This is a genomic window from Lentzea sp. NPDC058450, assembly GCF_042721395.1.
Taxonomy (GTDB): Bacteria; Actinomycetota; Actinomycetes; order Mycobacteriales; family Pseudonocardiaceae; genus Lentzea.
Genome location: NZ_JBHXLO010000047.1, coordinates 22,584 through 47,413 on the forward strand (window position 1 = coordinate 22,584; position 24,830 = coordinate 47,413).

13 protein-coding genes are annotated in these 24,830 nt (G+C 69.4%); 9 read left to right on the forward strand and 4 right to left on the reverse strand.

Going from position 1 to position 24,830, the window contains the following annotated elements:
- Positions 1-5: 5 nt before the first annotated feature.
- The 4 genes from ACFWNN_RS42460 to ACFWNN_RS42475 all read right to left on the reverse strand — a co-directional run bounded on the left by ACFWNN_RS42460 (position 6) and on the right by ACFWNN_RS42475 (position 9,673).
- Positions 6-6,167 (reverse strand): Ig-like domain-containing protein, encoded by a 6,162-nt coding sequence (locus ACFWNN_RS42460; protein ID WP_382445657.1) that lies wholly within the window; start codon positions 6,165-6,167, stop codon positions 6-8.
- A 103-nt stretch (positions 6,168-6,270) separates the two neighbouring features.
- Positions 6,271-7,740: a protein kinase gene (locus tag ACFWNN_RS42465; RefSeq protein WP_382445658.1), complete on the reverse strand. Its 1,470-nt coding sequence runs from the start codon at positions 7,738-7,740 to the stop codon at positions 6,271-6,273.
- Entirely contained in the window at positions 7,737-8,921 is a 1,185-nt protein-coding gene (locus tag ACFWNN_RS42470; protein ID WP_382445659.1) for an FHA domain-containing protein, read from the reverse strand. Before ACFWNN_RS42470 ends, ACFWNN_RS42465 begins: the two co-directional genes overlap by 4 nt.
- Entirely contained in the window at positions 8,918-9,673 is a 756-nt protein-coding gene (locus ACFWNN_RS42475; protein WP_382445660.1) for a PP2C family protein-serine/threonine phosphatase, read from the reverse strand. Before ACFWNN_RS42475 ends, ACFWNN_RS42470 begins: the two co-directional genes overlap by 4 nt.
- A gap of 185 nt (positions 9,674-9,858) precedes the next feature.
- Here ACFWNN_RS42475 and ACFWNN_RS42480 point away from each other — a divergent pair, with 185 nt between their 5' ends.
- The 9 genes from ACFWNN_RS42480 (at position 9,859) to ACFWNN_RS42520 (ending at position 24,777) form a co-directional block, all read left to right on the forward strand.
- Positions 9,859-10,635 carry a maleylpyruvate isomerase family mycothiol-dependent enzyme gene (locus ACFWNN_RS42480; protein ID WP_382445661.1) on the forward strand — a complete coding sequence of 259 codons (777 nt, stop codon included), beginning with the start codon at positions 9,859-9,861 and terminating at the stop codon, positions 10,633-10,635.
- A gap of 719 nt (positions 10,636-11,354) precedes the next feature.
- Positions 11,355-13,706 (forward strand): VWA domain-containing protein, encoded by a 2,352-nt coding sequence (locus ACFWNN_RS42485; RefSeq protein WP_382445662.1) that lies wholly within the window; start codon positions 11,355-11,357, stop codon positions 13,704-13,706.
- Positions 13,707-13,730: 24 nt separating this feature from the next.
- Positions 13,731-16,853, forward strand: a complete 3,123-nt coding sequence (locus ACFWNN_RS42490; RefSeq protein WP_382445663.1) for a tubulin-like doman-containing protein — start codon at positions 13,731-13,733, stop codon at positions 16,851-16,853.
- Positions 16,850-19,015 (forward strand): hypothetical protein, encoded by a 2,166-nt coding sequence (locus tag ACFWNN_RS42495; protein ID WP_382445664.1) that lies wholly within the window; start codon positions 16,850-16,852, stop codon positions 19,013-19,015. The genes ACFWNN_RS42490 and ACFWNN_RS42495 overlap by 4 nt, the downstream gene beginning before the upstream one ends.
- Positions 19,012-20,007 (forward strand): hypothetical protein, encoded by a 996-nt coding sequence (locus tag ACFWNN_RS42500; protein ID WP_382445665.1) that lies wholly within the window; start codon positions 19,012-19,014, stop codon positions 20,005-20,007. The genes ACFWNN_RS42495 and ACFWNN_RS42500 overlap by 4 nt, the downstream gene beginning before the upstream one ends.
- On the forward strand, positions 20,004-21,101 hold the full coding sequence (locus ACFWNN_RS42505) for a hypothetical protein (RefSeq protein WP_382445666.1): 1,098 nt from the start codon (positions 20,004-20,006) through the stop codon (positions 21,099-21,101). The genes ACFWNN_RS42500 and ACFWNN_RS42505 overlap by 4 nt, the downstream gene beginning before the upstream one ends.
- A complete protein-coding gene (locus ACFWNN_RS42510; protein WP_382445667.1) occupies positions 21,085-22,686 on the forward strand; it encodes a hypothetical protein in 1,602 nt (533 codons plus the stop codon). Before ACFWNN_RS42505 ends, ACFWNN_RS42510 begins: the two co-directional genes overlap by 17 nt.
- Before the next feature lies 1 nt (position 22,687).
- Positions 22,688-23,542, forward strand: a complete 855-nt coding sequence (locus ACFWNN_RS42515; protein ID WP_382445668.1) for an SLATT domain-containing protein — start codon at positions 22,688-22,690, stop codon at positions 23,540-23,542.
- The gene (locus ACFWNN_RS42520; protein WP_382445669.1) at positions 23,539-24,777 is read left to right on the forward strand and encodes a toll/interleukin-1 receptor domain-containing protein; all 1,239 of its coding nucleotides are present in this window, start codon (positions 23,539-23,541) and stop codon (positions 24,775-24,777) included. Before ACFWNN_RS42515 ends, ACFWNN_RS42520 begins: the two co-directional genes overlap by 4 nt.
- Positions 24,778-24,830: the final 53 nt, after the last annotated feature.

Sequence of the window (24,830 nt, forward strand, 5' to 3'; positions counted from 1 at the left end):
GCACGTCACCAGACGATTGATCCCGACACACCACCACAAGTGGCGGTGACCGTACTTCCCTTGAACCCGAAGAAATTCCTGGTCTGCCTGCGTTCGTTCGGACCGAAGTTCTCATCGAAGAACCCACCGCCGGCACTGCTGCTGAAACTGCACCGCACGTTCCCCGGGAAATTCGCTGTTTGCACAACGATGTAGGCGCACTCAGACGAACTGCAAGAACCCACCGTGCCGACACAGCCTCCGGCAGGACACTTCGCCCCCTTCGAGACGGTCACCGTCGGTGGTGGCGGCGGTGTCGCCTGCTGCCGGGACTGGTTCAGCGACGGCCGTCCCGCGTCGGACACCGTCACGCTGACCGTCACGTTCTGTGAGTGGCCGACGTCCTGGCTGCCCGACCAGCTCCATCCGCCGACGCCGGTCGTGAACGTCTGGTTGAAGCCGTGGCTCGTCGTCACCTGCACGGTCGCGGGCTTGCCGTTCGGATTGACCGAGACCGAGAAGTTGACCACCGTGTTGTTGGCGGACGTGTTCAGGGCGAGGTCGCGCATCGGCCCGTACGTCGTCACGCCCGCGGACACCGCGCTGTTGCAGGGGTTGCCGGCGTACGCACCACCACCACTGCCGTTGCACGCCTGGAGGTTGATGGTCACCGGCTGCCCGTTCGGCAGGCCGTTGATCGTCTGCGTCGCACCAGCCTGCCCGCCCGTCGGGTAGGTCCACGTCCCGCACGAGCCGCCGGACCACGTGCAGCTGACGGTGTTGGACTTGCCGTGCGAGGCGGGTGCGTCGAAGCGCAGCGTCGCCTGGCCGTCCGACCCGGTGGGCGTCGCGGTGAACCCGGTGATCGGGTCCGGCGTCGCCGTCGCCTCCATCTGCGCGGGCGCGCTGGCGGGCGAGGTGTGGCCCGCGGGCTCGGACTCGGCGGCGGCGTTCGCGGCGACGACGGTGTAGCTGTAGATCGTGCCGTCGTTCTGCAGGCCGTCGTCGAGGCAGGTCGTGGCGGTGACCTTCGAGCACACGGTCTTGGTGCCGCCGCCGGTGCGGGTGAGCGTGTAGCTGGTCGGGCCGGGACCGTTCGCCCCGACCGCGCCCCACGACACCGTCACGGCACGGGTCTGCGCGTTCGCCGCGTTGGTCGCGGTGAACGACGGCGCCCCGGGAGCGTCGGGAGCACCCGCCGACTGCCCTTCGACGGTGACCGCCGGGCCGGGGCCCTGCGAGTTGACGGCGATCACGGTGAAGACGGTCCGGGCGTTGTTGTCGAGGCCGGTCGCGGTCACGTTCGTGGCGCCACCGGGTGCGGTCGTGCGACCGCCACCGGACCACGAGATCTCATGGCGCAACACGGGCGTGCCCTCGTTCGCAGCAGCGGTCCAGCTCAGCTGCAACGAGCCGTCACGCGGCGTGGACGTGCTCAGCCCGGACACCGCTCCTGGCACCGTGTTCGGCTGTGCGGGCGTGGACCCGCCACTGGGCTTGCCCCAGCCGACGAGGTTGTGCGCGCGCACGGTGAACGTGTAGTCGGTGCCGTTCGACAGCCCGGTGATCGTGCACGGCGAACCGGGGCAGACCTGCTTGCCGCCGCCGTAGTCGACCTCGTAGGAGTCGATCGGGGCGCCGTTGCCGGACGGCGCGCTCCAGGACAGCTCGACGACCTTGCTCAGCACCGTCCGGCCCGGCGCGGGAACGCCGGGGGCGTCGGGCACGCCGAGCACGTTCAGCCGGATCCGGCCGGTGACCTTGCGGTCGTCGCGCGCGGTGTCGGCCACGTCGGTCACGACGACGTTGAAGTCGATCGCCCCGTGCGCGTCGCCGTTCGGGGTGATCCGCACGGTCGACCCGTCACTGGTGGCGCTCGCCCCGGCGCCGCCCGCCTGATTGACCGAGACGACGGTGACCTTCGGGTCGCGCAGTTGCGAACGCACGTACGAGACGAGGTCGACGGTGGCGATGTCGCCGGCCTTCACGCCGTCGAGCGTCACCGGCGTGACCGAGGGCGGGGGCGCGGCGGTGACCTCGACCGCGATCTTGCCCTTGGGCCCGTCGCCCGCGCCGACCTCGATCGACCCGGTCGAACCGGGCTTCGCGCCACCCGCCGCCGTGACGGTCAGCGTGCGTTCGCCGGAGCCGTCGAGCGTGACGCCGTCCGGTTGCACGGCCCAGGCCGCCGTGTAGCGGACCTCGCCGAGCTTCGCGCGGTCCGCGACCCACACGTGGCACACGGAGGTGACGTCGATCTTGACCGGCAGCCCGCCCTCGACGACCCGCAGCGCGGACGGCGGACAGCGCAGCACCGGCGTGTCCGGACCGACCTGCACGGGCACCGTGATCAGGGCGAACCTGCCCTCGGGATCGGTCAGCGAGCTGCCGTCGGTGACCTGGAACGTCACCGCGGCGGGCCCGGTGTAGCCGCCGCGCGCGGTCAGCACGAGCCCGGTGTCGCCCTCGTTGCGGACCTCCAGCCCGGAGGCGGGCGCGGCGGTCACCTTGTCGACGGTCGTCAGCTTCGGCTGCTTGCCGGACGGCACCTCGACGTAGTCCTTGACCTGCACGGCGACCGAGCCGTCGGCGGGCACGGTGATCAGCTTGTCCGGGATGGCCCGCGGCGCTCCGGTGCCCTTCGACGGCACGTGGATCAGGCCCGCGGCGGTCGCGCCGGACTCGTCCTTGACCTCGTAAACGATGGTGCGGGGGTGGTCGCCGACGGGCACGGTGACCTTGAACCCGGACGTCTTGGCCTGGTCGTGGAAGACCTTGCCGATCTCCAGCTTCTCCTTCGCGCCGTCCGGGTCGCCGAGCACGGGTTCGAGGTCGACCTCGACGGTGCTGTCCTCCTTCTTCACGACGGGGAACAGCTCGCCCGCGATCGGCGGGATCCGGTAGTCGTCGCGGCTGCGCACGGTCAGCGTCGCGAGGGACGGCTGGCCCAGCCCGTTCGTGATGCTGTAGGTGATGACCAGCGGTTTTCCGGTCAGGTCCGGTGCGGTCAGGTCGATCTGGCCCTGGTTCTGCCGCACGTCACCGGGCAGGCCGGGGTTGCGGTCCGCCAGCGGCTCCACGACGACGGTGTCGCCCGGCGCCTGGACGTCGTTCGCAAGCACGTTCACCGCGAGCCGCGCACCCGGTGCGGCGGTCACGACGTCGTCGACGGCGACCGGCGGCTGCGGATCTCCCGGCGGCACCACGGCCACGCGGATCAGCGACTCGCCCTCGCGGCCGAAGGCGTCGGTGACGACGAACCCGAACGTGTCCGTGCCGTTGGAGGTCGGGAACGCCTCGTAGGTGAGGGAGGTGCTGGCGATCCCGACGACCCGGCCGAGCGTGGGCGCAGAGGCGATCCCGGTGACCGCGACCGAGTCGCCGTCCGGGTCGGCCCCGCTCGACGGAACGGTGATCGTGACCCGGTCGCCCGCGACGGCCCGCACCTCGACGGGTTCCGGCGCCGGCGGCTGGTTCGGGTTGGCGGGGCTCGGCGCCGGGTTGACCGTGACGTGCGCGCGGCCGACGGCCTGGTCGCCGTCCGGGTTCTGCGCCACGTAGGAGATCTCGGCGACGAACGGGGTGTCGGTGGCGCCGGGAGCGACGTAGCGGACGACCGAGCCGGAGACGTAGGCGGTGCCGGGGTCCTGGCGGCCGTCGCGCGAGGTCACGGTGAGCCGGCCGGTGCCGGGCGCGCCCTGCACGTTGGACTGCAGGGTGAGCGGCGCCCCGGCCGGGGAGATGTCGTTGTCCAGCACCGGGATCGTGGTCGAGTCACCGGCGCGGGCGGCCGCGCGGTCGTCCTTTGGCACCGGGGTGTCGTCGGCCGGCGGCGGCAGCTGGGTCACGGTGACCTCGCCGGTGACGGGACCGGTCACGCCGTCCGTCACGGTGTAGCGCACGACCTGCGGGTTGCGGTCGAGAACGGGCGCGGTCGCGCTGATCCGCAGCCACCTGCCCTTGACGACGGCGACCTCCAGCTGACCGGACGCGCTCTCCGCGTGCTGCACGCCGAGCACCGACCCGGCCGGGCTGAAGTCGTTGGCGAGCACGTCGGCGACGACCGGTTCCTGGCCGCGCACCACGGCGTTGTCCGGCATCGCGACCGGCGGCAGCGGTGAGTCGGGGGCGGCGGTGACGTCGACGCGGATGGCGCCCTTCGCGAACGGCGCGTTGCCGAACGCGGCGGTGTACTCGAGCGGGAACGTGCCGGGCTTGGTGGCGGTGACCGTGACCAGGCCGGTCTTGGTGTCGGTGGTGATCGTGGCGCCGGCCAGCGGGGCCACGTCGGCGGCGAGCCTGAGCTCGGCGGCGGGGTCGACGGGGTCGGCGCCGGGAAGGTCGTTCTCCAGCGGGCGGATCAGCACGGGCGTGCCGACCTGGCCGCGTGCGACGTCCGGGCGGGCGATCGGCGGCAACGCGGTGGGCGCCGCCGGGTCGAGCACGCGCACGGTCTCGCTGCCCGCGACCGGGTCCGCGATGCCATCGGTGACCTTGTAACCAACCGGTTGTTGACCTGCCTCGACGGGCGCGGCGTACTCGACGAACCCGGTGTTCGTGGTGGTCGCGGCACCGGCCTTGGCCTCGGCCTCGATGAGCACGACCGGGTCCCCGTCGAAGTCGCGCCAGTCGGCGAGCACCGGCAGCGTGAGGCGGCCGCCGGACGCGACCGACCACTCGTGCGGGACCGCGCCCTTGCGCACCGCCGGGGGTTCGTTCTGCGTGCCGGTGCGCACCTGCACGGTGACCGCGGCCGTGGCGTTGAGGCCCTTGCCGTCGTCGACCGTGTACTTGAAGTGCGCGTCCTGGGCCTGCTCGGGCAGCGTCACCTCGACGGTCTGGCCGTCCGGCGCGATGGCGAGCGTGACGTCCTTGCGGTCGAGGTCGCTCACCGCCGTGACGGACAGGATGTTCCCGGCGGGGTCGGAGTCGTTGTCGAGGACGTGCAGGACCGTGGTGCGTCCCGGCCGGGCGCCAAGCGTGTCGTCGGTGGCTTTCGGCGGCTTGTCCTTCGCGGACTCGGTGGTGTTCTCGTTCTTGTCCTTGTCGCTGGGGTTCTGCTCGGGCGGGGGCCGCACGGACTGCCAGTCGTCGACCTTGTCCTGGGTGGTGAGGTCCCAGACCGCGCCGGTGGCGAGGTCGTTCAGCACGATCGCCCTGCGGTTCATCCGGAACACCGGCTGGACCAGGGCCTTCGCGTCCTTGAGGTTGCCGGGCGACGCCTTCTGGCCGCCGCACGAACGGAAGTAGCCGCCGGACGCGCCCGCCCAGGCGGCGTGCACGCAGTCGCCGAGCCGCACCGGTTCGGCCGGGGCGCCGTCCACGCCCTCGTGCAGGGTCGCGGTGCCGTCGCCGTCGAGGTCGAACGCCTTGAGCTCGCCCTTGGTCGCCACGACGACCGCGGCCGCGTCCGGGCCGGACTGCTGGAGCACGGCCTCGCGGCCGGCCTGGACCGTGCGGCCTTCGGGGAGGTGGAGGGTGCCGGACTCGGCGTCGAGCACGACGGCGACGCTGCCGACCGCGGCGATCTTCGGCGCTTTCGGGCTGGTCGCGAGCTTGTCGTAGGCGGGTTCGGCGAACCCGGTGTCGGCCGGTGTGATCGTCACCGTGCGGCCGTTGGCGGAGACGGCGTGCACCGCGCCGTCCAGGCCGACGGCGAGCGCGGCGGTGTCGGCCGAGTCGAGGGTGGCGAGCGGCGGGGACTCCGGGCTCACCTGGTCGAGCGCGCTCACGCCCGCCTCGACGTCGACCCTGGTCGCCCACACCTTGCCCGCGCCGGGGTCGAGCACGGCGAGCGTGCCGCCCGCGAGCGCGACCTGACCGCCGCTGGGCAGCACCGCTCCGTGGTCACCGAGCGTGATCGCGCGGGAGACGTCGACGGGGTAGAGCTTGCCGCCCGCCCGGTCCCGCGCAACCACCGCGGCGGCGTCCTGCACGACGTCGAGCTGGTAGGTGCGCTGGGCTCCGCCGGGCGGGTTGAACGCGGCGTCGAGCGAGCCGACCGGTTTGTTCAGCCGCCCGAACAAGCCGTCGCGGTCACTGGTGACCCACACCCCGCCGTCGTTCAGGTCGACCTGGCGGACGGGGTTTCCGGTCGACGTGAAGGCGTACGCGACGAGCGAGGCGGCAGCGAGAACGAGCACCATTCCGGAGGCGATCGTGGTCCGGTGCTTTCTGATGAATCCCACTTTTCCCCTCGCTGAGGTCGCGCGTGCACGCCTGCGGTTCCGTCAACCGCCTATCGGGCCGATCCTCGAATTCGTTGCAGCATTCACTCGAATGCCGAGAAAATCAGGCGCAGGTCTCCTGGGACCACTCCGCGGTGGCGTTGCCGCCGTCCTTGCGCACGACCTTGACCTGGAGGCACAAGGGTTTCGCGCCCTCGACCACCACCTCGGGCTTCTCCTCCACGCCCGTGCGGGCGCCGTCCGGGGTGCGCCACGAGAACGTGTCCGTCGCCTGCTGAGCTGAGTAATTCCAAGCGAATCGGACTGACCTGTCGTCCAGTCTCGTCGCGGTGATCGCCGGCCTGCCCGGTGGAGCGTCGCCCGCGCCGGCGGACTGGTCGGACTCGTCGTCCTGGGCGGTCGTCACCACCGCTCCCCCGGCCGGGGACTCCTGTCCCGGCACCAGGAACACGCCCACGCCGACGATCGCCACCGCCACCGCCGCGCCGATCGCGTAGTGCGGCCAGCGCACGCGGACCTGTGGTTCGGGCCGCGGTGACGGCTCGGCGACCGGTGGGGGTTCCCGATAAGCCGTCGCCGGGGATTCCTTGCGCAGCACCGTGTCCGGCGCGGTCCGCTGTGGACGCGGGGCCGTGTGCACCGAGGGCGGGGCCTGGACCGGCTTGCGCAACGTCGGCGGGGCGACCTTCTGCGGTGGCATCACGAACGACGGCGCGGGGCTCTCCGGCGCCGGTCTGCGCACGTACTGGGTCTCGCCGAACCGTTGCGCCTTCTGGATTCTCCGCAGTTCGTTGATCAGCGCCTGCACCGTGGGCGTCCGGTCCGAAGGTTCCCCCGCCATGGTGGTGAGCAGCAGCCTGCGCAGGTCGTCCGGCGCCGACAGGGCCGTGGGCCGCCAGCCGGACACGATCCGCTGTTCGACCATCGCCGGGGAGTTGTCCGCTCCCGGTGGCATGAAAGGCGAATGTCCCGCGATGAGGTGCCAGAGCGTGGCGCCCAGCGAGAACACTTCGGTCGGCACGCCGTGCCCCGCGGTGCCGCGCAACAGTTCCGGCGCCGACCACGGCGGGGACAACGCCAGCTGCCCGTCCCCGCGTTCCTCGGTGAACCGGCCGGCGATGCCGAAGTCGGTGAGACACGGCTTGCCGTGCTTGTTGACGAGGACGTTGGCGGGCTTGATGTCGCGGTGCTGGATCTTGAGCTCGTGGGCGGTCTGCACCGCGCTCGCGATCTGCACCCCGATGTCGAGCACCTTCTCGACCGGCAGCGGCGTTCCTCCGGCGAGGTCGCCGCCGGGGCAGTACTCCATGATCAGGTACGGCCGCCCGTCGGCCGTGGTCCCGGTGTCGTACACGGAGACGACGTTCTCGTGGCTGCCGAGCTCCGCCATCGACTCGCCCTCGGCGATGAACTGCTCGCGCACCTCCCGGGACAACCCTGCGTCCCTGGGCGTCTTCACGGCCACATCGCGCTTGAGACCGGGCTGGAAGTAGCGGTACACCACGGCGAAACCGCCGCCGCCGATGTCGGCGCGGTACTCGTAGTTGGGGATCCGCGGCGGCGCCGTGCTCATCCGTTCACCTCGAAGGTGAAGAAGAACTGGTCACCGAGCATCACGCGGGTGCCGGGGTAGAGGAGCCCGGGGATGTGCGCGGCGAGCTTCTCCGGCGGCCCACCGGACCGCGAGACGCTGGTGCCGTTCATCGAGCCGAGGTCGCACACGAGGACGTCCCAGTTCTCCAGCCGGACCTCCACGTGCGTGCGCGAGATCTCCGTCCCCATCTCCTCGCCGACCTGCACGAGGTACACGCTCGCCCGGTCCCCGTGGGGATCGCGCCCCATCACGACGTTGCGGTCGAGCGGGATAGTGTCCCCGTTGGACAGTCGCAGCACCCCGAGCACCGGGACCGGCATCATGGCGGCGATCTGGTCGGGCAACGGCCCTTCGCACACCCGGCAGTACGTGGCGTGCTCCGAGCTGAGGTGCCCGTCGAGACACTTCTTCGCCCGAGCCATCCGCGTCCCGGAAGCCCTGCCGCCGTGCATCATCCGCGTGTGGTCGGGCGAAAGATCGCTGGTGCGCAACTGGGTCTCGGTCACCACCTCGACGTGCCGCACCGGCTCGACCTGGACGGCCCGAGGAGCCCAGTCGAGCGACTCGATCACGCCCGTCTGCCGCACGACCTGCGGCTGCGGTTGCGGCTGCGGTACCACCTGCTCGCGCACGACCACCGGTTCCCGTTGCTGCACAACGGTGTGCTCGACCTCCAGCACCGGCTGTTCGACGACCGCCGTCGGCTCGGGCTGCGGCACAGGCGCGACGGCACCGGTCACGCCGACCTCCAACGCACCCGCGAGCACCACCCCGCCCCGCAACGGCAACACCGGCCCGCCCGGTCCCGCGACCATCCGAAGTCCCGCCACAGCACCGAGATTGCGGTCGACCCACGTCCCGACACCCGCCGCGGTGATCTCCTCGACGGCCCCCGACTCACCGAAGACCTCCAGCCGTGCCGCGCCACGCACGACCGCACGCCTCTCGTCCGCGGCGATCCGCACGAGCACAAACCCGCTCACCGCACGAAAACCCTCGTGCATGATCGTGGCGAGCACCTCGTCCAGGGCCTGCTCCGACCGCACCAGCTCCCAGCACCGACCCACCAGATCGGCCTCGGCCGACACGGCCAGCAGGAGCCACGTGTGCTCCCCCACCACAGCGACCCAGTTCCCCGGCACGTAGCTGACTTCGCTCATCGCGGACTCCGCGGCACAGTGTCACAACCGGCAGCAGCGGCCTCCGCCACCACGGGGTAGTCGACCACCACAGCGGTGACGTTGTCCCGAGCCCCACAAGCCACCGCGAGCTCCACGAGCGCGGCCGCCGCCTCCCGAGCACCACCGTGCCGCCGAAGCACCTCTTCCAGCCCGGAGTCCGGCACCTCGTTGGTCAACCCGTCCGTGCAGATCAAGAACCTCTCACCCGCAGAAGGCGGAAACAACCACATGTCCGGCCCGACATCCCCGTCGTTCCCAAGAACCCGCGTGACAACGTTGCGACGCGGATACCTCCTGGCCTCGTCCTCGGTCAGCAACCCGGCGTCAACGAGCTCCTGGGCCTCAGAATGATCCACGGTGAGCTGCGCAAGCCGAGCCTCGTCCAACCGGTAAACCCGCGAGTCGCCGATGTTGAAAACAACCCAGTGCGGCCGCTCGGACACCGTCACCAGAGCAATCCCAGCAGCCGTCGTCATCCCCCCGTGCTCAGCCTCCACCAACGCACGCCGAGCATCGGCAAGGGCAGCCCGAACGTCGTCGGGCACAACCCCGTCAACCTGATCAAGCTCCCGAAGCCGCTCGACAACCACCGCACTGGCCACCTCACCGGCAGCGTGCCCACCAACCCCGTCCGCAACGGCGAAAACCCGCCGCCCGGCGATGGCGTTGTCCTCATTGACCTCGCGCACCACCCCGGGATGCGTGGTGAGCCCAGTAGAGATCGCAGTCATCGCACCCCCACCCCGCCTCCACTCGCCCGTTCGGACCTCTCATCGCTCGTCCCAGGCAAAGCGTTAGGCGGAATCACCGGACAAAAAGTGGCCACCCCCACCACGAAACGCCCAGGCCCCCACAAGCGATGTACGAAGCTCCAGATCACCGGAATACGAGCACCCCAAGCCGAGTTGCGCATGGCATGACCCAACTGGTGGACCGCACGATCGCGGCGCTGCGCTCCGAACACGACTCTCTCGCCGCGCTGGTCCGGGACCTCGCAGACGAGCAGCTGGCAGCCGCCAGCGGCGCCTCGGAGTGGACCGTCGCCCAGGCGCTGTCCCACCTGGGCAGCGGCGCGGAGATCGGCCTGGCCCCGATCGCCAGGGCAGCCGGCGAGAACGTCGAAGCAGAGGAGAACCAGACCATCTGGGCCCGCTGGGACGCGTCAGCACCACGAACCCAGGCCGAGGGCTTCCTGGAGCACAACACCCGCTGGATCGAGACCGTAGAGGCACTGACCCCCGAACAACGCTCCGAACTGCTGGTCGACCTGGGCTTCCTGCCGGAACCGGTCCCCCTGCTGACCGCCCTGGGCATGCGACTCAACGAGGTGGCCAACCACTCGTGGGACGTGCGAGTCGCCTTCGACGAGAAGGCCGGCGTGGCCCCCGAATCGGCAACGGTCCTCCTGGAACTCCTGTCCGGCCCCATGGGATTCCTGCTGGGCTTCCTGGCAAAGCCCGCCGAGGTGGCAACCCCGGTCTCAGTGGCCCTGCCCGGCGCCGGACTGGTGATCGACGACGCCGTGACGGTCGTGGACCACGCCATCGAATCCCCGTCCGCGACGTTCAACGGCCCCGCCGAGGCGTTCATCAGGCTGACGAGCGGCCGCCTGAAGGCACCCCACGACGCAGACGTCACCGTAGAGGGCACCCTCACCCTCGACGACCTGCGCAAGGTGTTCCCGGGCTTCTGACCTCGAAGGGTGGTGGTGCCGCACGCCGGCCCCGCCACCGATTCCGCTCGCTCGCAGCGGTCCTTCTCGTCCGAATAGACCGCCGGCGCTCAGGCCGGGGGTTCGTGAGCGGCGCGCCCGGCCCGTCGGAACAGGACACGGCACAAAAGAGAATCGTCGGGACGACAGGATTTGAACCCGCGTCCCTCGCCCGGCCGCTGATCCGAGGCTCAGCCGGAACACGACGGCCGCCGCACGCGACTCCCCGGATTCGAAAACACGATCAGGTGACGCGACGTCGCGCGGTGAGACGTGCCGAACCGTCCCGGCGCACAGTGCAGCTGCTGGCGGCAGCCTCCCGGAAGTGCTCGTCTTGCAGGTCGAACCGGTCAGCGAGTTCGTGTCTCCAGGCCTCGGCAACCGCGAAAACCTCCTCCTGAATATTCCTCATCACCGGGGCACGCCCTAGGACAGCGCGAATTCTGGCCAATATTTGGCCATTCGAGCGTGCGCCTGCGCCGAATGAGTGAACGAGGTTGCATCAAGTAACAGCAGAACACGGACGGCCTATAAGTCGGTCAGCGAACCGCATCCACCACCCCATAGAGAACCACTATGACGAAATAGTCCTCGCGCATCGGGTAATTCCAGCCTACTTCATTTCACCCTTCGCCGCTGCCGCAAAGCAGCGGAGCTGCGCGCGTGCCCGAATACCACGAACGGCAATCGAGGTCAGAGCCTTGACACCCCAGGGAAGCATCCGAAGCGGTAGTAGAACTCGTCTCTTCCACCGGCTACTGCGGCCGATCTGCGTGCTTGGCGTCGTGGCCACTTCACTCACCCCGGCGTCCGCGGCCGGCCAACCGGCGAACGACGAGCCGCAAGTGCGCCCGGTGCACATGGTCGTGCTGGTCGACGAGTCGGGGAGCATCGACCAGACCGCGATGGACAGGGAGAAGGAAGCCGCCTCGCTGATCGCGGTCGGCGAGTTCTCCCCCGGTTCCACGATCAGCATCGTCGGGTTCGCCAGCGACAACGGTGGACAGTCTCCGGTGGACCAGGTCTGCCCGACGACACAGGTCAAGTCCGCACAGGACCGGGAAAGCCTGACGAACTGCGTGCAGAAGCTGCGCAAGCGCGAGCAGAACCAGGGCGACGGAACCGATCACGCTGCGGCCATGCGGCAGGCATTGACCAACCTGGAGCAGGCCCCTCAGGACGAGGCCAAGGTCGTGTTCCTCCTGACAGACGGCAATCTGAACGTCAGCGACAGTCCGATCTACGGCAAGGACAACGTGGCCGACCGCCGCAACGAGGCGGCCCGCGAAGAGCTGCGAAAGCAGCTCACCAGAGCGAACGAAAAGAGCGTGCAGATCTGGCCGCTCGGCTTCGGCAACGTCGACCGTGCCCAGCTCGACCTCTTCGCGGCGGGCGGTTCACAGCGCACCTGTGGCGTGAACTCGCCCAAGCCTGAGGCCAAGGTCGTCAACGGGCCGGGTGACGTGCGCCAGTCGCTGCTCAACGCGTACCGGTCGAGCCGCTGCTTCGGCGGCGGGGCCGTGGTGGAAACACCGATCAAGCCGGGCGGCACGGTCACCGCACCCGTCGAGATCCCGCTCATCGCGACCGACGGCTCGATCATGGTATTCCGCCAGGACAATCGGATCAAGATCGAGTACATCGACCCCAACGGTCGCACGGTCCCGAAGTCGGATCGGCTGGACGACTCGCAGTTCCAGGTGAGCGGTGAGTCCGGGCCGGTCGAGGCCCTGCGGGTGGTGAACCCGCTGCCGGGAACCTGGACCGTCAAGATCACCACGCCCGGCGACGTTCCTCAGCAGAGCGTCGGGACCACTGTGATCTGGCAGGGGGCCGCCCGCGCGGTGCTGTCGGTCGACCCACCCGCCCCCGAAGTCGGCAAGCCGGTGACGGTCGGTGTGCGGCTGCAGACCCGCAAGAGCACAATCGTCGACACGGCGACGCTCACCCAGCTGACCTTCACCGCGCAGATGAGCGGTGAAGGGTTCGCCCCCATCCCGGTCACGCTCGCCGACAACGGGCAGCTGCCGGACGCGACGGCGAACGACGGCCAGTACACCGGCACAGTGGTCATACCGGCGAGTGCGACCGGTGCGCTCAAGTTCACCGGCGCCGTGTCCGGTCTCGGCGTCCAGGGCGACGAGCGCACGCAGTCCGCCGTACTCGCCCAGGGGCGGCCGCCGGTTCGCGCGCAGGCGCGGCTGACGGAGACGGCACCGTTCGTCCCGCCCGGCGAGGCACGGGCCGGGATCCTCAACGTCACGAACGACTCCGGCCAGGCACGCAAGGTCAAGCTGGTCATCGCGGATCCAGGGCCTGGCACCCTCGTCTCCGCGTCGCCCGCCGTGTTCGACCTGCCTCCGTCCGGTGAGGAGAAGTTCGACTACCGGCTCACGTTCGCGAGCAACACGACGATCGGCGTCAACTCCGGCACTCTGCAGGTGGTCGACGCCGACGACCCCACGATCGTCTGGCACTCCATGCCCTTCACTATCGCCGTGTCGTATCCGCCGACGTTGGTGCAGCAGCTGCTGTGGCTGTGGATCACGCTCGCGGTCCTGCTCGTGGCGCTGCTCGTCTACCTGCTCGTGAGGATGCGCACGCGGGCACGTCAGCGCGACGTGCGAGGGCTGAGCGTCCACGTCTCGACCAAGGGGCGCGACGGTTACCTGCCTGCCGGAGATCGCGCGGCCACGGTGTTCCGGTTCACGGTCCGCGACGAGGGCGGTTCACTGCGGCTGAACCACGCCGCTCAGGACGAACCCGGCTACGAGCTCCGTCGCACCGGCGGCGGTGCAGCGGAACTGCGCCCGCCGGACGGTGCGCGCGTGATGCTCGAACCCGGCAAACCCGTGTCGATCGGTACGGACGTCGAGCTGCTTTACCAGGACGCACGCCCGGCGAAAGCCGCACGGGTCCCACGCAAGCCACGTGACACCGGCCCGAAACGCAGGCCCGGCGCAGCGGGCAAGAGGGGCAAGCCAGTCACCCCTCAGCACACGCCGTCGCGACCGGCCGCAGACGCCGGCGTTGACACCGACGATCTCCTGTGACGCCCAGCTAGGAGCAGTGCGGACATGAAGATGTACCAACCGGTCCTGTTTGTGGGCCTAGGTGGAACCGGCTGCCTGGTCGGTGCCGAGCTCGAACGGAGGCTGCGCGCCGAACTGTGCGGCCCCGACGGCACCAACCTGCAGGAGATGATGGGCGGCAAGGGATTCCTGCCCTATCAACTGCCGTCGTGCCTCCAGTTCGTGTACGCGGACCTCAGCGAGGACGAGTTCACCCGGCTGCAACGCCGGATCGTACCTGGCCAGGAGCATCTGCCCGCTGCGGAACGAACCGCCCAGCTGGTGCGTGACCTCGTGCCCACCCAGGACACGTATCCCGAGGTGGCCAGGAGTCTACGACTCAACGCCGACGCCGCGGTCGGCTGGCTGCCTCCCGCGGACGGTGAACCGAGGATCGGGCCGCTGGCCAAGGGCGCGGGCCAGTTCCCCACTGTGGGCAGGGCCGCGCTCTTCGAGACGCTGCGTTCCGGTCTGGGGCCCGTGCTCGCCCCGCTGAACCGCGCGATCGGTGCCATCAACAACTCCGGCGGGCAGCTCGCCCAGCTCGGCGGCAAGCTCGGCGGATCGTGCGACGTGTTCGTCGCGTTCTCCGTGGCCGGCGGCACCGGCAGCGGCATCTTCTACGACTACCTGCACCTCGTCGGAGACGCGCTGGCGCGCAACGGAACCCGGGCTCGGATCTACCCGCTGGTGCTGATGCCGTCCGCGTTCGAGGAGGGACTCGGAGGTGGACGCCCAGCGCAGCTCAACGCGGGCAGGGCCCTGCTGGACCTGTTTCGCCTCGTCGACGACCAGAACTCGCAGACGGCCGGAACCGAGCTGACCGGCACCGGCATCATCGGCGCGTTGTCCGTCCGGTATCCGACCGGCGAGGAACTGCGGCTGCGGGCCTCCACGGTGCAGACCGCGTTCCTATTCGGCCGCAGCGCGGGCGTTGAACGCGAGGACCTGCACCGATCAGTCGTGTCACTGATGCTGTCGTTGATCGGCACCGGACCGACCGAGGGATCGGCGCTGGCCCAGGGCACCGACCGGAACTACCAGTCGTTCGCCGACGACTTCGTGAACCGTGCGGCAGAACGGGAACTGCCGTCACCGAGCGGCATCGGCAACCGCGGTGTGTCCACCAGCCTGGTGGCTTCGCTCACGGTGCCGGTGGACGAGCTCGCCGAGCTGGTGAGCTCACGGCTGCTCGCCGAGGCGGTGACCGAGCTCGTCGAACCGCCTCCTGGCCGGGCCGAGAGCAATCGCGAGCCGATCGAGCAGTTCTTCACGACGTCCAATGTGGATGCTCTGCGGCTGCGCCCACCGCTCGAATTCACGGAACCACCGATCGCCACGGGCGCCGAGGCGATCCTGCAGGCTCTGAGCACGAGAGCGCGGACCATGGAGGCGAAGCTGCACTCCCTGGAACAGGAGCTGGTCCAGCGCGTGCCGAAGCTGGCACAGGATTTCGACCCGCAGCGTGCGATCGACCTGTCGCTGGCCGAGCTCGACCTGTTCCGGCTGCACCGGGTGTTCGCCGGGCATCCGTCACTCGCCAATCCGGTCGACCAACGCGGGTTCGCGCGACTGCTGGAGAACAGACGGGGCGAACCCGATGCACCCGAGGGCATGACGCTGGCCCCGCCGCAGTCGCAGCCCATCCGGAACCGGCTACTGAGCCGCATCAAATGGGGCGACCCCGAAGTGCGCCAGACGATCGAGCGCCAGGACAAGTGGTACCGGTGGCGAGCACGGCGCAGCTGGCACTCCGCGTGGAACGAGCAGGCGACCCGCTGGGAGAGGACTCTGCGGCGCGCGGACGCCGACCTGCGTGCCATCGTCGACGCCTTCACCGAGCACGCCCGGACCGACGCCAGGCGCTTCACCCGGCGGGCACGAGAGCTGTACCAGCCACGAGTGGGCGTCGCCTACCTGCTGCCGCCCCAGGGTGGCGACCTCGAGCCGTTCTACCAGGCCGTGCGCAGGCGGTTCGTCGAGGTGTACGTCAGTCAGGGCAGGCTGCGCCCGACCGCGACCACCGGCGACCTCGTCAACGAGATCCTCGGCACGGACGGCTGGCGCGGCGCGTACCAGCTCGCACAGCAGGAGGGGCCCCAGCGTGCGGTCGGCGCGGTGCGCGACCGGCTCAAGCGCGAGGTGCAGATGTTGTTCCGGTTCAAGGACTCCGAGAACCGTCCACTGCTGCCCGCGCTGCAGGACCTGCTGTCGGCAGCGGCCGGCGCCGACTCGGCGACCGTGAGCGAAGGCGATCTCGGCCAGTTCCGGCAGAAGCTCGCTGGACTGGTGCCGGGTGGATTCTCCCCGCCGGGCGCCGGGCCGATGAAGGTGCTGTTCACCTACCCGGCCGACAACGTCAACCCCGAGCTGGAGAAGTTCCTCCGGCAGGAGATCAACCTGCAGCGTGCCGCGGACATGGTGGTCGAGTTCCGGCCCACCAGCGCGGAGTCGATCGTGGTCGTGTTGTTCCGCACGTCGATGAGCGTGACCGAGGTCCCGGAGCTGCGCGAGGTTCTACGCACCTGGTCCGACGCGCAGCGCAGGCCGACCGACCAGGACTTCCTGCGCTGGCGGCAACGAACCGGCTACGACTACAGCTACCTCGCCACCGCCGACGAGCACCGGGTGCTGATCCTGCACCGCCTGCTCTGCGCGATGTGGAACGGGCACGTGGAGACCGAGGGCGATCCCGAGTCGCCCAGCGCGATCGTGGTCCGGCTCGGCGGCCCGGACGAGGTGTCGATGCGGCTGAACCTAGTCGACTACTACCGCACGTCGTCGTGGGCCAGTGTCCTGTCCGCGTACGAGGAGTGGACTCTGACCGACGACTACGGGATCCGCCGCGACTTCGGGGCCAAGCTGATGAGCTCATTGCCGCACAAGATCGACGAGACCCCGGACACCCCGTCGGACCTCTACCACACGGTGCTCAAGGTCGCCCGCGACTACGCCGCCGACCTCCAGTCGTCACTGCACGGCCTTGGCAAGGCCAGTGCGAACAGGGTCGCGCAGCTGCAGGCCTTCTGGACCGTCACCTTCCCGGCCGCCCTCGACCTGCCGTTCCGCGGGGTCAGCTCGCCGGTGCAGGGAACCCTGCGCGAGCTCGAGGAGTGGATGGACCGATGACGGTGTACGTCCTCGACCTGACCGAAGACCTGGAGCTGTGCCGGTCCTGGCTGAAGATGGTCCGCGACGGCCAGTATGAAGCGCCTCGTCGAGTGGTGATCGTCGATCACCACTCGACGGTGGAGCAGAACTTCGCCGACTACCAACACCTTTACGTCGCGCGATGCCGAGTAGCGTGTGTCGTGGTCGGCTCCGGCAAGGAGTCGGAGACGGGTGCGGTGCTGCGGTTGCCCGAGACATTGCGGCAGGACGGTGCCGCGGTGCTCTGGGTCAGTGATCCGCGCGGCGTGCTGTGGAGTCCGGACCAAGGGCGCGGGCTGCCCGCCCCGGAGTGGCAGGGCACCTCCGGGCTCACCGAACTGAAGGACGCGCTGTCCATCGAAGACGTGTTCGACGCGGTCGTCGCCAAAGCGCGCGACATCCCTTACGCCACCTCCAGTCCCGGCCTGCACACCGTGTCCGGTTCGGTCGAGGCCGAGGAGGTGATCGCGGCGATCTGGCACACCGTGCCACGGCTGACGGACTCCACCGGAACACCGGGCGAGCTGCCCATGCCCGACACCGAGTCCGCAGCGGACGACAAGGTGGGGCTGGTCGTCGAAGGGTCGGTGCTCGCCCAGGCACGGGCGAGCGCGAGGACCCACGCCGAGACGGCGGACCACGCGGTGCTCGAACTCCTTGGGTGGCAGGGTCTGCTGGGTATCCGGGACGTGTGGGCGGCCCGCGAGGCGGTCGTGTCGGCAGGACGGGAACTCGACGCGTTCGCCGAGCTCGTCGGCCGGGTGTCCGACCTCGTCGACGCGGGCAACAGGACCGGAAAGCCCGCCGTCGGTGAGCTCACGGGTCTCGGTCTGGCGCCGCCCGCCGACGACGTTCCCGCCTCGGCGGTAGAAGCGGTGCGCACCACCGTGGTCCGGCAACTCCGCGCCGGGACTTCGCTGGGCGACGTCGCGGCCGGGCTGCGCAACGCGGCGACGTTGCTCACGCCGGGAGCTGCCCGCCAGGACTCTGGCGGCGTCACCTCCGACTATCCCCCCTCGTTGTCCGAGCGGCTGAACAACCCACCACCGCCGCGCCGGTGGATCGTGTCCGCGGTCGCGCTGCCACTGGCGTTCATCGCGACCGCGGTGGTTACGCTGTTGCCGGGCTCGTTCTGGCTGCTCGGCGTGGCTCTCGCGGTCTTGTGGACGGCCGGTGTGGCACGAACCGCCTGGTCGCGGCCTCGCGACGAGAGCGAACCGGTCTGGCTCGCCACCGTCCCGGCCGTCGCGCATGGGCTGACGGCGGGAGCAGGCGTGGTCGTCGCGCGGCTGGCTGGACCGCCAGCGCCGGTGGAAGTCGTCGCTCCCTCCTCAGCGTTGGTACTGCTCGTCCTCCTGATGGTGTTGCCGCTCTTGTGGAACCGGGCCGTACGCGAGTGGCACGCCACGACCGGGGCCCAGGACGCGATCCAGGCCGTCCAGGAGCTCGGCGACGCACTGGACGAGGTCGTGACCGAGCAGTGGCGGCTGGCCGGTCAACGACGCTTCTGGTCCGACGCGAACCGCGCGGTCGCGGGCGTGCTCACTGAGGTGGGCACGATGCTGCGCCTCATCGCGCAGGAGGCCAGCGGACAACGGACAGCGGAGAACCCCCTGGTGTCACAGGTGGTCGCGGACGACCTCGCCGACCTGGTGCTGGAGGCGCTCACGCCGTGCTGGGCCGCTCTGGTCGCACGACGTGGACTCGGACGCCTGGACGCCGATGTGGACGAACAGGTACGTGCCTTGTTCGGCGCGTACCGCAACCACCTGACCAGGCAGGGCATTCAGGAGGCCCCGGAGTTCGGCCGGATGGGAGACAACCGGGAGCTGCTCATCACCGAGACTCTGCGCTCAGTGCCGGACATCGAGGCCATCACGCATCGCTCCGGCCGGGAGAACATGCGGCAGCTGTGCGGGGCGGGCGACCTCGGCAGGCTGCACAACGAGATCACCGGTATCAAGGTCGTCCGGTTCGCACCCGCGTTGGCGCAGTCGCATCTGACGAGCGCGGCGGCCGACACGGCGCTGGAGACCTGCTGGACGACGGGCACGCTCGCCGCAGGCGTCATCCGGCTGGTGCCGGTCAGGCCGAACGCCGTGGATCGTTACTGGCCGCAGGGTGAGGAGGCCGCCCAGTGAACGGCGCGTGGGAAACGCTGAAATATCGGGACTTCCAGTACCTGCCGTGTGCCACGAACGTGCGTGAGACCGACGACGGCTACGTCACGGACAGCGCCCTGACGGTGCGCGGACTGGTGACGCACTCCGGGGAACGGCTGGTGCAGAAACTGGTTCGCCGGCCAGACGGACTCGCGAACCCGGAACTGTACGACCTGCTGGACCGTGAGATCCGCGCGGGTGCGCGGCTGCTGCGCCGGTTCCCCGGCGACGCCTACCCGGCGGAGCTGTCCAAGTTGGTCGGTTACGACATCGACGGCGAAGAGCCGTTCGTCCTGCTCGAGCACTACCTCGGCGAGCCGGTCGCGGCGCGTGCCGGGCGGCTGCTCACCAATGACCAGCACAGCTTCGAGGTGGGCTTGTTCCGTGCGCTGAGATACCTGGAGGCGGCCAAGCTGGTGCACGGCGGCCTCTCCCCCGACTCGATCCGGTGGGAGGACGGACGAACCCAGGTGGCCGGGTTCGAGCAAGCTGTTCTCGTCGGTGAGCCCAGAGTCCGCGGTGCCAGTCGGTGGTGCTCTCCCGAGCAACGCGACGGCAAGGGCGGCTCAGCGGCACGTGACGACGTCTGGTCCGCAGGCGCGATCGTGCTGGAGGTCGTGACCGGGCAACAGACCGGCACCCCGCCTGACCCCGGCCGCTCCGGCCCCGCACTGGCCGCGCTGCTCGCCGGAATCTTCGATCCCGGCGAGAATCGGCCGTCCGCGAGTGACGTTCTCCACCGGCTCACCGCGAGTCCGGTCGTTCCCGCCCGGCAGGACGACACGGCGACGAGGTTCTCCGAGTCACGGCAGAGGTTCGACGAAGTCCTGACCGGCAAGAAGGACGGATCTCAGCGGAAACCTCTCTCGGCAACGGGCGGACCACGTCCTGGCCGGCTCTGGTTTCTGTTGGTGTCGCTGGTGATCGCCGCGGCCGTGGTCGCGGGTCTCGTGTGGAGGATGATCGGATGACCGCGCCTGCCGCGGCGACCGGCAAGTGGATCCGCTGCCCGGTCTGCCTGGACGAGTTCGAGTGGCGGGACGACGAACTGTGGGTGCCCGCGAAGGAGGTGGGCGAGTACGAGAAGATCGACCTGAGCCAGGTCAACAACCCGGTGAAGCGCAACGACATCAGGCGCAACTGCTACCAGCGGTGCCCCAACCCGTCGAACGACACCGAAGCCCACCACCTACCCGCGTCCTATTTGGACTACGACGCACCGCTGGTGGTCGGGTTGGTCGGGCGTTCGGGCACCGGCAAGACGCACCTGCTCGCGTCGATGATCGCCGAGTTGGAGAAGGGCGGACTGCAGTCGTACGGGCTGACCGCCCGCGCCATGGACCTCATGCTGCACCGCCGGTTCCAGGTCGAGCACCTCACCCGGCTGCAACGCGACGAGGAGCTGGGTGGCACCAAGCACGGGATCACCGGCTTCACCAACGTCATGATCGTGACCTCGTCGTCCGGTACCCGGCCAGTCACGTTCTTCGACATCTCCGGCGAGGACTTCCTGAAGCAGGGTGACGGCGACCTGGGCCAGCGTGCACGGTTCCTCATCGGCGTCAACGCACTGCTCTTCGTCGAGACACCGGAGCACGCGCTCGGGATCCGGAACCGCGAGTCATCGGAGAAGGTCCAGGGCAACGCCGTGTTCAGCCAGGTGATCGCCCGGCTCGAGGATCTCGGCATGGCACGGGGCACCCCGGCGGCCGTCGTGCTCAACAAGTCCGACCGGCTCCGTTACGTCCCGCCGGTCGACAGGTGGATCCGCAAAGCGGACGACCAGCGCCTCGACGCGGCGTCACTGCTGGAGGAGAGCCGGGACGTCTACGGGTTCCTGCTCCAGCACAACGCGAACTCCTCGCTAACCCCGTTCCACAAGTTCCCCCTGTGCACCCTGCACTTCACATCGGCGACCGGAGCGGAGCCGATCGGTCAGCGGTTCAGCCGCGGTGTGCGGCCGATGCGGGTGCTGCGTCCGCTGGTGGCGTTGCTGGCCATGACCGGTGTGCTCACCGGGCCCGAGGCACGAGAGGTGGGCCGCTGGGATGCCCAGACCCGTTGACGAGACCCTGGAAGTCCACCAGATCCTGTTCGGCCCCGGCCCCAACGGGGTGGAGCCGATCGCGTCTACCTTTGCGTGGCAGGACGGCCTCGGACCGTGGAGCAACCGCCTGCTGCCGTTGTGCCGGCTGGAGTCGTACCCCGACCAGGAGGTTCCTCGTACCAGCCTGTCGTACTTCTCGTTCTCCGAAGAACACGCGGCAGTCCTGCGCCGCATCGACAACGGCCACACCAAAAGCCGGGGGCACGCGCACGCGCTCGTCGGCCGGCCAGACCTCCTCACTCCGGAACGCGCGGTCGCGCTGGCGGGGTGGTCCGGCTGGCTGGACAGAGCGCAGGCCGACCCGTCGAATTCCTTTCCCGCCGTTGTGATTCCCGCAGCCGGACACCATTTCCGCGTAGCAAAACCCGACGCGATCGCCTCCCTCCTCGCCGCGCTGCTGCGGCAGCCGACCGGGAACCTGACGGTCTGCGGCGCGCCGGACTCCGACCGGATTCCACTGATACGAGACTGTCTGCGGGTGGCGGGGGCGTTGTTCTCGGGCTCGGACATCAGGCGGAAATGGACGTTCTCCACCTACGAACAGACCGTGGTGCCCAGCACGAAGACCGCAGCTGAGATCGTCTTCCTGCCCGGGATCCTCGAAGGGATTACCCAAGTGGCCGGCACGGTCGTCGACCTGGGAGACGCGACAACAGACGACGCGGCGGACCGGATAGCCTTGATGCTCGCGGAAACCTATGTGGCGCAGGGCATGAATGCGATCGACAGCCTGCTGTTCAAGCACTCGGTGGCTGACCGCCCTGCTCTCCAGGACCGAATCGCCCTGCTCGGTTCGCTGTTCGACGTCTCCGCGCAGACGCCTCGGGTCAAGCCCGTGGAACCAGTCGATCCGCCGTTAGCAGGGATGATCCTGACGATCACGTCTTCCGAGTCGCCCGGCCCGATCCCCGCACCCGAAGGGCCCAGCCCGCTGGAGATCGCCCAGGAGCTACGCAGAGCCGACGACCCGGGCCGAACGGCCGAGTTGGTCGGACTGCTCTGTGATCTGGTGCCGCCGGAGTCCGCCGCGGTTCGCTCACGAATGCGTTCCCAACTGCTCGATGCACATTTCACGACAGAACGCGTCGACATCGTCGCCCAGCACGCGCAGGGGGCGTACCGCGCGATCTTGACGCACTGCCTCGGCCGGCACCTCGAAGACCTGACGCCGCGGGATCACCCGACGCTGGCCGCCGTGTGCGGCATCGTCAGCAGGCACAAGACATCTCCCGGACTGGTGAAGGAACTCGTCAACCAGGCCACCAGGACGGGCAAGATCACGCTCCTGCTGGCGGCGCTCGGCCTGCGGGATCTCCGGGGGCAGGGTTCCCCGGGACCTGAGCCCGCATGGGACGAGCTGTTCTGCGCCGACCCCGCCGCACACCACGCGGCTCCGGCTGCAGCACCGCAGTCCAGTCCGCCACGACAACGCGGCGCTCGCTCGCACCAGGCGGAAAGCCATGGCGGCGACTACCGCCTGGTGCTGTTCGTCAGCGCCGTGCTGATCTTTCTGCTGGGCCTTGTGGTCGGGGTGGTGGCATAAGGTGCGTGCGACAACGGTGGATCAGGTGTGGGGCAGGCAGCGCCGCTGGTCACTCGCGGCGGACGCGGCCAAGGCGTCACTGAGGAAGTGGCGCCTCGCCGTCCTGGTGTTCTCCCTGGCCGGAGCCGTCGCCGGCGCGATGGCCACCTACGAACCGCGGCTGGCGCTGGTCAGCATGGTGGCGACTGGGCTCGCCGGCTGGGCGGCCACCCACAGCGGGAAGAGCGCGATTCGCGAGTCCACGGGCCTGCGGGCCGTGTCGGAAGCACTCAAAGCGGAAGTGCACACCTACCTGGCCAAGGCATCTCGCTACCGCAGCGCCGATCGTGACGACGTGCTCGGCCAGCGGGCGGCCGAGCTGACGACCGCAGCGGGCGACCTGGCCAGCCGGGTGGCCAGAACTGAGGACGACGGCAGGAGCCTGCCCGCGGTACACAACGCGGAATCCTATGTGGATAATCGGCTGACCTACCAGGTGAACACCTTCTACCGTCCCAAAGCACACGAGTTCAGCACCGTCGCGGCGCGACTCCGCACCGCGCAGATCATCTCGGCCGGGCTCGGCACCGCGTTCGCCGCCGCCGTGCTCGTGCCCGGCTTCGCCCCGTTGTCGGTGTGGATCGGGGTGTTCACCACGGCGGGGACCGCCCTCACCGCACACGCCGCCGCGAGCCGCAGCGAGCACGTCGCCTTGGTGTACGAGCGCACGGCCGACGAACTGGAGTCGCTGCGTGCGCGGTGGTGCGGTGGCCAGGTCGGCGACGAGGTCGTCGAGGAAGGCGAACGTGTCCTCGCGAAGGAGAACGAGGCGTGGCTCGCTCAGTGGAGCTCGCCGGTCCCGGAGACCAGCCCATGATCAAAGTGTTCATCAGTCACAGCACCAGCGGCGAGACGGAGGACGATCCGGCCCTGCAGATCCGTGAAGCCCTCTACGCCCACCTGGGGGCCGCAGGCTATGACCCGTTCCTCGACCTCAAGGACATGCGCGTCGCGGAGGAGTGGACCCCGCAGATGCACCTGGCGCTGTTCCGGTGTCATGTCGCGGTCTTCCTGCTCACCGCGCGTGCGCTCAAGAGCCCGGTGGTCCGGCGTGAGCTCATCCAGGCCCTGGGCAGCTACCACCTGCTTCAGACTCCGCTGATCGTGCCTGTCCTGATCGGCGGTGTCACCACGGCGGACGTGAGAGCAGAGGGATTCTCGGACCTGCTGACACTGCACGCCGTTCATCATCGCAAGCATCGAACGTCACCCGCGGACGAGGTCTCCGCGACCGTGAACGAGATCTGTGCGCTGTTCCCCCGGATGAACCACAGCGCGGATGATCCGCTGGGTGACCGGTGGTCAAGGCTGATCGAGGTTGAGCTCAAGAACGTGGACCGCGAGGTACTGGAAGCCAGCGGCGAGAAACTCGGCCTGGACAGGACGGAGCGGGACAAGCTCATCATTCCGATGATGGGCCCCAGGTTGCTGGCGGTTCACCTGCTCACCCATGGCGGCCACCACGAGGTCGTTCGCGCACTGGACGAGATCCGGCTCGGCACCACCGGGCAGGACCGCATCAAGGCGCTCGTCGAGTATCTACGGCCCGCGTGGATAGATCGCGGGCAGGCGGCCCGGGTGCTACCGCCCGCGGACCAGACCGATTCCTTCGTGGTGGCGCTGAACGCGGACCACGACGAGATTGGCCACGACTACCTCCAGACGGCGACCTGTTTCCGGACTGCGGACGTCAAACATCGTGAGGTCGGCACGGCGACTGGCGAGGACGCTGCGGAAGACCTGCTCGCCAACATGGAACAGACGCTCGGCACGCTCGCCTGGGAGCGCCAGCGGCCGTTGCCCGCCGACTTCCAGCTGCCCTCACCGGAACGTTTCGTCCTCATCGTCTCGACGAAGGGGATGCGACTCGACGTGGCGCTGACCGCCACGAGGTCGCTGCACGCCCGCTTCCCCGAGGTCATCGTGTTCCTCCTGACCGGTGACAAGCAGCTGGACGGGAAGTCCGTGATCGAACTCGCGCCCCTGGCCGAAGGCGAGGAAGCGAAAGTGATCAAGCACATCAGGGCACTAGAGGACCTGCTGGCCTCATAGGGAGCGCACATGAGCATCACGTCCACTGTGGACGCACCGGATCAGGACGGCTC

Excerpts from the sequence above, each read along its gene's own strand:
- ACFWNN_RS42465 (WP_382445658.1), bottom strand. The coding sequence starts at position 7,740 with ATGAGCACGGCGCCGCCGCGGATCCCCAACTACGAGTACCGCGCCGAC.
- ACFWNN_RS42470 (WP_382445659.1), bottom strand. The coding sequence starts at position 8,921 with ATGAGCGAAGTCAGCTACGTGCCGGGGAACTGGGTCGCTGTGGTGGGG.
- ACFWNN_RS42475 (WP_382445660.1), bottom strand. The coding sequence starts at position 9,673 with ATGACTGCGATCTCTACTGGGCTCACCACGCATCCCGGGGTGGTGCGC.
- ACFWNN_RS42480 (WP_382445661.1), top strand. The coding sequence starts at position 9,859 with ATGACCCAACTGGTGGACCGCACGATCGCGGCGCTGCGCTCCGAACAC.
- ACFWNN_RS42490 (WP_382445663.1), top strand. The coding sequence starts at position 13,731 with ATGAAGATGTACCAACCGGTCCTGTTTGTGGGCCTAGGTGGAACCGGC.
- ACFWNN_RS42495 (WP_382445664.1), top strand. The coding sequence starts at position 16,850 with ATGACGGTGTACGTCCTCGACCTGACCGAAGACCTGGAGCTGTGCCGG.
- ACFWNN_RS42505 (WP_382445666.1), top strand. The coding sequence starts at position 20,004 with ATGACCGCGCCTGCCGCGGCGACCGGCAAGTGGATCCGCTGCCCGGTC.
- ACFWNN_RS42510 (WP_382445667.1), top strand. The coding sequence starts at position 21,085 with ATGCCCAGACCCGTTGACGAGACCCTGGAAGTCCACCAGATCCTGTTC.
- ACFWNN_RS42520 (WP_382445669.1), top strand. The coding sequence starts at position 23,539 with ATGATCAAAGTGTTCATCAGTCACAGCACCAGCGGCGAGACGGAGGAC.